7 protein-coding genes are annotated in these 12,131 nt (G+C 37.1%); 2 read left to right on the top strand and 5 right to left on the bottom strand.

Features of this window, described 5'->3' with window-relative positions:
• Positions 1 to 58 precede the first annotated feature (58 nt).
• From O2S85_RS16800 to O2S85_RS16780, 5 genes are all read right to left on the bottom strand, one after another.
• Positions 59 to 1,156 carry a CDP-glycerol glycerophosphotransferase family protein gene (locus O2S85_RS16800; protein ID WP_269410438.1) on the bottom strand — a complete coding sequence of 366 codons (1,098 nt, stop codon included), beginning with the start codon at positions 1,154 to 1,156 and terminating at the stop codon, positions 59 to 61.
• 58 nt (positions 1,157 to 1,214) lie between these two features.
• The gene (gene tagD, locus O2S85_RS16795) at positions 1,215 to 1,610 is read right to left on the bottom strand and encodes a glycerol-3-phosphate cytidylyltransferase (RefSeq protein ID WP_269410437.1); all 396 of its coding nucleotides are present in this window, start codon (positions 1,608 to 1,610) and stop codon (positions 1,215 to 1,217) included.
• 361 nt (positions 1,611 to 1,971) lie between these two features.
• Positions 1,972 to 3,153 carry a CDP-glycerol glycerophosphotransferase family protein gene (locus O2S85_RS16790; protein WP_269410436.1) on the bottom strand — a complete coding sequence of 394 codons (1,182 nt, stop codon included), beginning with the start codon at positions 3,151 to 3,153 and terminating at the stop codon, positions 1,972 to 1,974.
• Positions 3,146 to 3,544, bottom strand: a complete 399-nt coding sequence (gene tagD / locus O2S85_RS16785) for a glycerol-3-phosphate cytidylyltransferase (RefSeq protein WP_269410435.1) — start codon at positions 3,542 to 3,544, stop codon at positions 3,146 to 3,148. The genes O2S85_RS16790 and tagD (O2S85_RS16785) overlap by 8 nt, the downstream gene beginning before the upstream one ends.
• A 1,019-nt stretch (positions 3,545 to 4,563) precedes the next feature.
• A complete protein-coding gene (locus O2S85_RS16780) occupies positions 4,564 to 6,348 on the bottom strand; it encodes an IS1182 family transposase (RefSeq protein ID WP_269410434.1) in 1,785 nt (594 codons plus the stop codon).
• 138 nt (positions 6,349 to 6,486) lie between these two features.
• Here O2S85_RS16780 and O2S85_RS16775 point away from each other — a divergent pair, with 138 nt between their 5' ends.
• Both O2S85_RS16775 and O2S85_RS16770 read left to right on the top strand, forming a co-directional pair.
• A complete protein-coding gene (locus O2S85_RS16775) occupies positions 6,487 to 8,526 on the top strand; it encodes an N-acetylglucosaminidase (RefSeq protein ID WP_269412623.1) in 2,040 nt (679 codons plus the stop codon).
• A gap of 193 nt (positions 8,527 to 8,719) precedes the next feature.
• The gene (locus tag O2S85_RS16770) at positions 8,720 to 11,710 is read left to right on the top strand and encodes a peptidoglycan recognition protein family protein (RefSeq protein WP_269410433.1); all 2,991 of its coding nucleotides are present in this window, start codon (positions 8,720 to 8,722) and stop codon (positions 11,708 to 11,710) included.
• The last annotated feature ends 421 nt before the right edge of the window (positions 11,711 to 12,131 follow it).

Below are 12,131 nucleotides of genomic sequence, written 5' to 3'. Positions count from 1 at the left end.
CTGGGCAAGGAATGAAAGGGGACAATTCGGGCGTATGTCCCCCTGTTACTTTACCACTTTAGCCGGGGATAGATCCCTTAAAATATACCGCTTTTATCAGGTTTTCACTGGAATTTCCGTCTGAATATTGATTCCACTCCTCTGCAAACTGACGAATTCGTTCCATATCATAGTCTGCTTGATGCATTACCCGAATTAAGTCAGCGGAATTGGTAACGATCGGTCCCGGGACAAGTGTTTCATAATCCTGCCAGAATCCTCTTGTCTGCTGATACTCCGCTAAATCGTAAGCAAAGAAAATTATTGGCCGTTCCAATAAGGCAAACTCAAACGGGATGGAGGAATAATCCGTGATCAATATGTCTGTTAGGACAAGCAGTTTGCTGACATCCTTCACATCGGAAACATCGTACACAATGCCGGGGTACTTATTATGAAAATCGTGCTTAATCGCCGGATGCAGCCTAAGAAATAACACATAATCATCACAGAAGGCTTCACAAAACTTGTTCACATCAATCGGAATATGGGAATGGACAATGTCGTAATCACGAAATGTCGGTGCATACAGGACAATTTTCTTCTCACTTGTCACCGGGTATTTCCGTTGCAGTACCAGTTGGACGCTTTTCATTTCAATCGGATGAAAGAAAAAATCAGTTCGGGGGATCCCGGTTCGTAACACGGCAAGTTCAGGGTTACCAAAGCTTTTTTGGAATATGGGCGTCATCTTTTCCGAACCGCACACGATATGGGTGATGCGTTGATAAGCGGTTTGGATTCGTTGTTTGGCATGATCGGAACGTGTTTGGAAAGCCGGATCTTCCAGTCCAAACCGCTTAATCGCTCCAGCTGCATGCCATAATTGGATACACATCACCTGTGGTTTCAAATTCATTTTTGCCAGGATCCCGAGGTAATTATCGACAAAGATGACCCGCGATGTTGCCAAATGATAAATCGATTTTAGCCATTGTACTGGTGCTTTAAAATCTAATACCTGATGTGTAGTGATTTCAGAAAAGGGAATGTCGCATTTTGGCATTTTCACAATAACAAATCGTTCATTTGTTTCCTTTTCCAGAGCTCGAATAGTATAGGCGATATTATCACCGAATGTCGCTACCAGGGTTGTCTTTTGTTGCAGAGGGGACACGCGGCATAACCGAAAAACGCTATGAAAGACAAACAGATATATGGTAATCAGCCATTCTCTAAACATTATTTCTGCCAAAGTCGTTTTTAATTTTGGTTGTGGAGATGCCGACTGTTCGCGGTAAATAAACGACCTCACAGTATTCACTTAAATAGTCAAATTTTCCTTTCCAGTCGTCACCCATCACAAACACATCGATATCATATTTTTGGATATCATCTACCTTCTGTTCCCATGTGTTTTCCGGAATGACTTTGTCTACATAGCGAATCGCTTCAAGAATAACTTTACGCTGTTCAAAACTGTAATATGCCGTTTTATGCTTCATTTCGTTAAAAGCATCTGAAGAAATCGCAACGATCAAGTAGTCCCCATATTCCTTTGCCCGGCGTAACAGGTTGATATGGCCGGTATGAAGCAAGTCGAATGTTCCATATGTGATAACCTTTTTCATGCAATGACCTCCGATATATTGTTTTCCTTAGTATTATACAAATGCGAGGGAAATAATGATAAAAAAATTAGCCGCCCCTTACAAATGAAGCTATACTGTAAAACATACGATTTTTGCGGAAGTTTCCCCTAATGCTGCAATTCCCTAACAAATGAGAATTGCCGGATAAAATCCGAAAATCGCCGTAAAATAGGCAGGAATCGCCGATGAACGTAAACTTTACTGGGGCACATTATCTATTATTTCCACTGTTCTTATTGTGACTGGTTGAAACCTTCAGTCCACATTGAAAATAAAAATGCCTAGGTGTGAGCAAATATTCACTTCACACCTAGGCTTAAACTATTAAGAATGTTTTCATTTAATTTTGATCCACTGCTTGATACTGTTCTTCTTCTTTATATAATGTGTTTATTAACGTTCGGCTGGCATTTCCTTTATTATATTGATTCCACTGGTTGGCGAATTCCTTAACGAGCTGGATATCAAAGATGCCATGTTCAATAACGTCGACAATATCATCCGTATTGTTCACAACTGGTCCGGGGACAAGTGTTTCGTACGCTTCCGAGAATCCCCTTTGTTGTTCGTAGTCATCTAAATCATATGCGAAGAAAATCATTGGTCGTTCCAGTAAGGCAAATTCAAATGGGATTGACGAATAATCCGTGATTAGGATATCGGTTACCAATAATAGATGATTGACATCCGTGATATCGGATACGTCATAAACGAACGAGTCATATTGATTGTGGAATTCCTGTTTAACCGCCGGATGCAGACGCAGGAATAGCACATAGTCCTGATGAAGGTGCTGATACATTTTTTCAATATCAAGGGCAATATTTACTTGATTCAATTCATGATCACGATAGGTTGGGGCATACAGGATAACTTTTTTTTGCCCAATGACCGGATACCTATTACGCAGTGTTTGTTGAATGCGTTGTTGTGTCTTAGTATCATAAAATAAATCACTCCGTGGAATGCCGCTTCGTAATATCTTCTCGTTGCTGAGTCCAAAGCTTTCCCGGAAGATGGCGGCCATTTTCTCAGATCCGACAACAACATGGGTAAAGCGCTGATAAACTTTTTGAAATCGTTCATAAGCGCGTTGTGTACGGTGGACAATCGATGGATCCTTTAGTCCAAATTGTTTAATTGCCCCTGCTGCATGCCATAATTGTACACATAAGACATTCGCTTTAAAATCAGTCACCGCCAAAAAGCCAAAGTAATTATCAACAAATATTTTATCGGCAGATGCGATATGATAGATGGATTGAATCCATTGCAACAGATTAATAGGTTGAAAATGTAGTATAGTGGCAGTAGTATCTTCAAAATCTACTTTGCATTGGGAGGTTTTTAGAATAACAACGGGGTCATCCGTTTGTTTTCGTAGCTCTTGCAACGTATACAGAATATTATCCCCAAAAGAAGCAATGAATACGGTCTTTTTCCTTTGGGGAAACCATTGAAACAGGCGAAAGAGCAAGCGGAAAACAAACAAATATACTGAAATTGCCAGTTCTCTAGCCATTGGTGGATAACTTTAAATCTTTTTTGATCTTGGTCGTTGATATTCCAACTGTTCTGGGTAAATAAACGACTTCGCAATATTCCTTTAAAAAGTCGAATTTCCCTTCCCAATCATCTCCCATGACAAACGTATCAATGTTGTGTTTTTGAACATCTTCTACTTTCTGTTCCCAATTATTTTCCGGGATTACTTCATCAACATAGCGGATTGCCTCAAGGATTGCTTTGCGTTGTTCAAATGAATAATATGCCTTTTTACCTTTGATTGCATTAAATTCATCCGAGGAAATTGCGACAATCAAGTAGTCGCCATATTCCTTGGCACGGCGCAATATATTGATATGACCGGTGTGGAGCAAGTCAAATGTTCCGTATGTGATTACTTTTTTCATTGTTCATACCTCCGTGAAGAACACAATTTTATCTAACATAACATATTCTTATTACAACGGCTTAACAAGATGGTTTCAATTAATTGAAAACTTGATTCTAGTATACTATGGAAAAGAGAGAATAGAAATAGTTTATGTAAATTTATGTTGAAAAATGCTGAGATTTTATTTCCAAAATATACTATTGTTAGTATACTAGTAATTGAACTTAGAGAAAAACTTGGAGAACAACTGGCATTATCTAGGTTCTTTGTATAAAGGTTAATATGTCGCATTAGATAATTATTATTCCAGGTTTAATAATGAAAGGAAATTTAATGAATTATTTATTCCCCAACGTATTAACCTACTTTATCCTAGCGGATTGGAGGGAACGGAGGTTTAACTTAGTAATTACTGAGGAGGAAACAAATGGGAAAAATAGCAATGATTATAATGGTAATTTTAATTTCTTGTTCATTTTCACCGTACAGTTTATCTGCTACCACGCGAGACGCTGATAACAATAGTATGTCCGAAAAAGTCGTAAGTGATAAAAAGGTGGAAGAGGTGGATTCTGAGTCGGAGTTCAAGAAAAACGGTAGCAAAATGGGCAATGAATCGGAAAGTGAAAATTTGGATTTAGAACAGGATGCAAATCAAAATGAGATATTTAGTTCTTCGGATTCAAATGGTAGTAAAAAGAATGGAAATACAGAAACAAAAACAAATGATGAAGTAGACAAGGAAAAATATGGTGTATCTGTTTCGGAATCCGAAAAACAAGAAAAGACACAGAACCCTAAAACTAAAGAAGACAATCAGGAACAACAAGCCATTATTGAAGGTGAAAAGGCAAAAATTCTAACGACAAGTTCAACAGATATTGGCGTGAATACAAGCAAACTCGGTCATATTAGAAGTGCAAGTGCACAAATTTATGAAATACCTGGAAACAATAGATTGTTTACTGCGGGCGATAAATACGCAAATGCTGTTTATTATATAAAAAAACAAGCTGATGTTGATGGAGTAAGATTTTATCTGATAAGTAAGAAACCAAGCAGTAAAGAGGGTGTTGTCGGTTGGGTGAAAGCTAGTGATCTATCAATACACGACCATGTAGGTGTAGATAAAAAAGGAAAAGAGGCTGGGACATAACTAGCCAAAAATAGTAAATAAAAAGGTTCCAAGCAAATCAAAAGTTTGCTTGGAACCTTTTTTGTGGAGTTGTTTCTATCTTCCGGTACTAATTTACTGTTCGTGGCGGTGTACTTTCTCAAGTTCACCGCCATCAATGCGAAGGCTAATTCATTTTTCACTTTCTGTTTTCCTCTGACAGAAAAACGAGTGAAACCCAAATTAGCCTTCAAGAAACCGAACGCTGGTTCTACGTCAATTTTACGTTTTCCGTAAATTTCACCAGTTTTCTCGTCTGAAAGCTTCGCACGTACATATTCTTTTTGGGATTCCCACTTTTCATTCATGTAGACTTTTCGGTTGTTTCCTTCTTTTGCTTTCGTACATAAATCGCGGAGTGGACAGCCCGAACAGTCCTCACATTCGTACACTTTAAATTCACGGGTGAATCCGTACCTGTCTGTTCGTTTGGAATGATGACTAAACCGTATTTTCCGTCCATTTGGGCACAGAAAAGTATCTTCGTCCTCATTATAATCCCAATTATCTACATGAAAAGCGTTGTTCTTATGCTTCTTTTTCTTCTCCTTTCGATATTGATTGTATGTAATAAGTGGCGTTCGATTTCGATTCTCGATGATATCTTCATAATTCTGTTCACTGCCATATCCGGCATCCGCGACAATGTGTTCCGGCAGTTCGAAAAAGTTTTCTTCAATCGAGTCGAGAAAAGGAATTAAAGTGCGTGTATCCGTCGGGTTTGGGAAAACATCGTAAGCGAGCGCGTATTGACCTTCCGTTGCAATCTGGACATTGTAACCAGCTTTCAATTGACCGTTCTTCATGTAGTCGTCCTTCATGCGCATAAACGTCGCATCCGGATCTGTCTTTGAATAACTGTTACGGTCCCCGAATTTCTCCATATCGTTTTGATACTTTTGCTTACGAGTGATGAAATCGTTAAACTGCTTGCGAGCTTGTTTTGGAAATTTACGTTCGGAACGGATTTTCTTTCGTTCGCTACCAACTTCACAAGCTTCGATTTTTTTATCGTATTCCTCAACCTTTTCATCTAACTTTTCGACTACTTCTTCCATTTCTTTAACGGAAAGTTTCTCTTCTGTTTCTCGCTCTATTGCCGGGATGATCTCCTTCTCCAACAGCTCATCATACAGTTGATTGGACTTTTCGATTAGCTTATCACTATATTTTTCAACGGATTTCCGCCACACAAAGGTGAACTTATTGGCGTTCGCTTCAATTTTTGTACCATCAATAAAAATGGCTTCCTCTTCAATCAATTCCTTTTCCACAAGCTGATTCCGGAACTGGACAAAGCATTCACGTAGTATGTTTTCGATGAGTGGATGAGAACGGAAACGATTGATGGTGCGATAGCTGGGTTCGTGTCCTTGAGCCAACCACATCATGCGGATACTATCCTGTAATAAAGCTTCTATTTTACGACCAGAAAACACGGATTGCGTATACCCACACAAAATGATTTTCAACATCATGCGAGGATGGTACGCAGGACGGCCGGTTTGTCGTATTAAGTCATCGAAAACCTCTTCGGGAATACTCTCGACAAGATCATTGATCGCAAAAGCAATATCATTCTCTTTCAATTTAATTTCTAAATCTAGCGGCAAAACTACCTGATTCATGGTATAATGTTTAAACATAAGGACACCTCCAAAATTATTGTCAGGTAACTTTAATTTTATCAAAAGGTGTCCTTTTTGTTTACTAAAATAATGTCAAAAAAGGCGTGGGGCCTACACTTTTTTTAGTGTAAGCTCCTACGCCTTAATTTTTATTTACTGGAGTTTTGTCCCAGCCTCAGTGCCTATACAAAAGCATGGGGTGGCTCGAAAGATTTGGTATATGAAGATATGTCATCTTATAAACATCAAAAATTCCATGTCAATTTAACCGAAAAGGTAGGCAACAACACATGGTATCGTGGTAATTTTAACGGAAAGACAATTTGGTTACATGAAAGCTATTTAACGACAAAAGAAGAAAGTAACACCAGTAAGCTAGGTCATATTCGCAGTGAAAAGGTAAACATTTATAAAACCATTAGCGACACTTCAACCAAGTTTGCAGCAGGAGAAGAATATACGAATCAAGTGTATTATATAAAAAGACAAGCCAAGATCGGTGAACAAACGTTTTATCTTATCAGTCTGACACCAAGCCGTGAAGATGGAGTAATTGGCTGGGTACAAGCAGACGATTTATCATTGCATGACCATGTAGGTGTAGATAAGAAAAAGAAAACCTTATACTTCACTGGAAAAGGTAGTGCCTATACGAAAGCATGGGGTGGCTCGAAAGATCTGGTATATAAGGATATGTCATCGTATGAATCTCAGGCCTTTCATGTCAATTTGACCGAAAAAGTCGGTAACAATACATGGTATCGTGGTAAATTTAATGGAAAAACAATCTGGTTACATGAAAGCTACCTAACGATGAAGGATACAAATAGAATAAGTAAATTAGGTCATTTGCATGGTAATGCGAATATTTATAAAAGCCTTGGTGATAGATCATCGCTTCTAAATACGAGTAATTATACAAATGCAGTGTACTATATTAAACAGCAGGCTAAAGTAAATGACCAAACTTATTATCTGATTAGCAAACAACCAAGTGTGATAAATGGGACAGTCGGCTGGGTAAATGCATCAGATATGTCAACACATGACCATGTTGGAGTAGATAAAAAAAGTAAGATATTAAAGGTAGTCGGGACTGGTAGTGCATACAGTAAGGCGTGGGGTGGATCAAAGGATCTAGTCTATTCCGATGTTTCAAAATTTAAAGGCCAAGAAATTAAAGTTAACCTAACTGAAAAAGTGGGGAATAACATATGGTATCGTGGAACCTTGAATGGAAAAACGGTATGGTTTCATGAGTCATATCTAAAAAAGACAAAAGAAGTAATTACTGATTACACAACTTACAATTTATCACTCGATAAAATGCTAGATTTACAAATGAAAGTTAACCCACAAACGGATAAACAATATAAGCTTTGGATTCGTGAAGATGCTTTCGGAAGTATTAGTAATGGTAAAGGTACGGTTAAAGGTGAAAATTGGAACTTGAGAAGAGGCCCTGGAACCAATTATCTATCAGGCGGGAGAGTAGGTAATGGAACAAAACTTCCTATAAAAGGTAGTCAGAAGGTTTCTGGGTATACTTGGTATCATATAGGATATACAACGGGATGGGTAACCGCCGACCCCACAGATGTAAGATACTATTTAGATTATAGAAACTTCACGGATAGTTTAAAAGACAAGTTGCAATTTCTTAAGCTATCAGAAAGTTCCGACGCTAGTGTAAGTGAGATAAATGAAAAGATCCTTAAGGGTAACGGTATTTTGGAAGGAAAAGCACAATCATTTACTGAGGGTAGTCAAAAATATAATATCAATGAAATATATCTAATTTCCCATGCATTATTGGAGACTGGAAATGGCACGTCTGAATTAGCTAATGGCGTTAAATATAAAGGGAAAAAGGTTTATAATATGTATGGCGTTGGTGCCAATGATGGATGCGCAGTTGAATGCGGTGCAAAATACGCTTATGATGCTGGGTGGTTTACTCCAGAAGATGCAATTACTGGTGGAGCAGCATTTGTCAGTGAGAATTATGTCCAAGCGGGGCAAGATACATTGTATAAAATGCGCTGGAATCCATTGGCAGCCGCAAACACTGGTACAGCTACCCACCAATATGCAACAGATATAGGTTGGGCATATAAACAAACATCAAGAATGTATGATTTATATAATCTGCTAGATGGTTATAAAATGATTCTGGATATACCTAGGTATCAGTAAATGGGTTGAAAATATATGTTGGAACTTTGACTACGTGTGAAAATCATGGAGATAATCAATCTTCCTTTTCATGGAATAAAAAAGCGAAAATAAAAATTGCCTTTAGTTCTAAAGCTTTTGCCTTCCAACCGATATATTAATAAGGATTACTAGTCTAATAGCACCAATGAGATTTTAAGTTAGGAGGGATTGCATGAAGAAATTAGCGATTGTAGTATCATTGTTTCTTGTGTTAACGTCATCGTTCCCTTATCCAATTATAGCTAAGGAGAATCTTGAGGATCAGCATAGTAGGGAAGGTGATATTAATAAGTGGAAAAACGATAATGACGCAGTACATAATGAATTAGATAGCGTTGATGTAGAAGCAGAAGAAGATGAGAACAAAGACAACGATTCGAATAGGGAAAAAGCATCACAAGAAGAAAATGATAAAGACAAAAAGGTAGAAATGAATGAACGTGTAACAAAAAATAATAAATCATCTGAAAAAAAAGAGGAAGCTACCAAGAATAAAGGGGATACTCATGACCCTGCCGAAAATAACGTGAATAAACAGGAAACCAAAGAAAAAGATAGTGCTGACAATAGCGAGAACGGTTATAATGAGTTGGGAATCAAGGTTGGTACTGAAGTTTACGGTGAAGATATTAGCGAGCTAAGTGAAGAAGAATTGCAATATGTTCCAAAGGACTGGAGAGACGGAAAATTTGAGAGCGAACATCCAGAGGAGCAAACATCCAATAACAGAAATATACTCACGAGACAAGCCTATCCAGATGTAAATAATTATATTAAAAATATAACTCCAGCTGAAGTTGAATTTAATCATAAGAATGTATTTCCGGAATTTAACTATCGTAGTGGATTTGGAAAGCCGGAGGGCGTGGTAGCTCACGAAACGTCTAATCCGAATTCAACAATAACAAGTGAAATAAATTATATGACTAAAAACTATAATAATGCTTTTGTTCATGCCTTTGTTGATCATTCGCATATTATAGAAATCCATCCAACAGATAATGCAGCATGGGGAGCTGGTCGATTTGCAAACGAGCGATTTATCCATGTCGAACTAGTTGAAGTTAACAGTTTTGATGAATTTGCACGTTCTATTAATAACTATTCAACTTATATCGCCTCCTTATTATATAAATACAATTTAGGCGTATCAAGTGCAGAAAATAATGGTAAAGGTACATTGTGGTCCCATAAAGCCGTTAGTAACTTCTTAGGTGGTACAACGCATGTAGATCCACATGATTATTTTGCAAAGTATGGATATAATTGGAGCCAATTTGTTAGTTTAGTAACCTCAAAATATAATAAACTAGTCGCGGATAAAAATGCGAACACAAGCAAATTAGGGCATGTAAAATCAGGTAATGCACAAATTTATGATAATCCTTCTAAAAAGAAAAGCCATGCAGCCGGGTCAAAAAATATGAATGAAGTTTTTTATATTAAAGCACAAGCTAAAATTAGTGGAGTTCATTACTATTTAATTAGTAGAGAACCAAGTAGTAAAAAAGGAACAGTTGGCTGGGTAAAGGCTAATGACATGAACGTCCGTACACATAATGGTGTAGATAAGAAAAGTAAAAGTTTTATCGTAAAAGGTACTGGAAAGGCTTATGATAAAGCTTGGGGTGGTTCTAAGAACCAAGTATATGATTTATCATCACATGCCGGAGAAACATTTAAGGTTAACCTCACTGAAAAAGTTGGAAACAATACGTGGTATAGAGGAACACTTGATGGAAAAGTGGTATGGGTTCACTCAAGCTATGTTGGAACAATAACGGAAAGTAATACGAGCAAATTAGGTCATATTCGCAATGGAGATGTAACAATATATGAGAAAATACTAAACGATTCTAATTCATTCAAGGCTGGAGATAAGTATACAAACGCCGTTTATTATATTAAAAAACAAGCCGAGGTAAATGGAAGGATGTTTTATCTTATAAGTACAGAGCCAAGCAAGAAAAAAGGTGTAGTTGGCTGGGTTGAAGATAAAAATATAAGTAATCATACTCATAAGGGTGTGGATAAGAACAGTAAATCTTTCACCATAAAAGGTGACGGAAAGGCCTATACTAAAGCTTGGGGCGGTTCAAACGATTTAGTGTATAACCTATCAAAATATAAGGGATTAACCTTTAAAGTGAATCTCACGGAATCGGTTGGTAACAATATTTGGTATCGGGGATTTTTAAATGGCAAACAGGTATGGATTCATTCCAGTTATTTAATAGATAAAAGTAATACAAGTAAACTAGGTCATATTCATAATGAAAAGGTCAACATTTACACAGATGTATATTCCAATGCTTCTTCGTTTGTAGCGGGAGAAAAATATATTAATCAAGTGTATTATGTGAAAGAGCAAGCTAAAGTAAATGGGCAACTATATTATTTAATAAGTCTAAAACCAAGTAAAAAAGATGATGCGGTTGGTTGGGTCAAAGCAGAAGATCTATCGGTACATTCGCATAGTGGTGTGGACAAAAATAATAAGACTTTTTATTTTACGGGGAAAGGTAAAGCCTATACAAAAGCATGGGGTGGCTCGAAAGATTTGGTATATGAAGATATGTCACCTTATAAACATCAAAAATTCCATGTCAATTTAACCGAAAAGGTAGGCAACAACACATGGTATCGTGGTAATTTTAATGGAAAGACAATTTGGTTACATGAAAGCTATTTAACGACAAAAGAAGAAAGTAACACCAGTAAGCTAGGTCATATTCGTGGTGACAAGGTAAATATTTATGAAACGATTGGGGACACTTCAACTAGGTTTAAGGCAGGAGAAGAGTATACCAATCAAGTGTATTATATAAAGCAACAAGCAAAAGTTGGTGAACAAACGTTTTATCTGGTCAGTTTGAAACCAAGCCGTGAAGATGGGGTGGTTGGCTGGGTGCAAGCAGACGATTTATCATTACATGACCATGTAGGTGTGGATAAGAAAAAGAAAACTTTGTACTTTACTGGAAAGGGCAGTGCCTACTCGAAAGCATGGGGTGGATTACAGGATTTGGTATACGAGGATATGCTACCGTATAAATCTCAGGCCTTTCATGTCAATTTGACTGAAAAAGTTGGCAACAATATTTGGTACCGTGGAGACTTTAATGGTAAAAGAATTTGGTTGCATAGTTCCTATGTAAATTAAATTTTAAGAAGTCTGTCCCAAAAGGCATAACTTTTGGTGACAGTCTTTTTATCTAATTGAAGAAGTATTACAAAGTCAAAACGTGGTACATAACGTCTCCTGAATTTGATATTATAGTATTTTGATTGTGTTTTTGAATTTTGGAATTCGTGGGAATTAAATGCGTTTTGGTAAAAATAGATTTAGAAACGGCATATATGGTATAATAAATCTGTTTTAAAATCTGTAAATCCACGTAATGATGTTAGTATATACAATATGGAAATCGCTAGACGATTTGTTTAATCTATAGTAGACGTATGTAGGTTAAAGAATTAGAGATAATGACCACGTCACAGAAATAAGTTTTGTAGATGGTTATGCTTAAATTGAGTTTTCAATCCAAAAAGGATAGTAGGAATTAAACTTTATAGGATGGTAA

Origin of the sequence: Lentibacillus daqui, from assembly GCF_027186265.1 — a bacterium.
Classification (GTDB): Bacteria; Bacillota; Bacilli; order Bacillales; family Amphibacillaceae; genus Lentibacillus_C; species Lentibacillus_C daqui.
The sequence above is the reverse complement of the archived record's forward strand: the minus strand, read 5'-3'. Positions and strand labels throughout refer to the sequence as shown.

Bases quoted from the DNA above. Each gene is read 5' to 3' on its own strand.
- tagD (WP_269410437.1), bottom strand. From the start codon at position 1,610: ATGAAAAAGGTTATCACATATGGAACATTCGACTTGCTTCATACCGGC.
- O2S85_RS16790 (WP_269410436.1), bottom strand. From the start codon at position 3,153: ATGGCTAGAGAACTGGCAATTTCAGTATATTTGTTTGTTTTCCGCTTG.
- tagD (WP_269410435.1), bottom strand. From the start codon at position 3,544: ATGAAAAAAGTAATCACATACGGAACATTTGACTTGCTCCACACCGGT.
- O2S85_RS16780 (WP_269410434.1), bottom strand. From the start codon at position 6,348: ATGTTTAAACATTATACCATGAATCAGGTAGTTTTGCCGCTAGATTTA.
- O2S85_RS16770 (WP_269410433.1), top strand. From the start codon at position 8,720: ATGAAGAAATTAGCGATTGTAGTATCATTGTTTCTTGTGTTAACGTCA.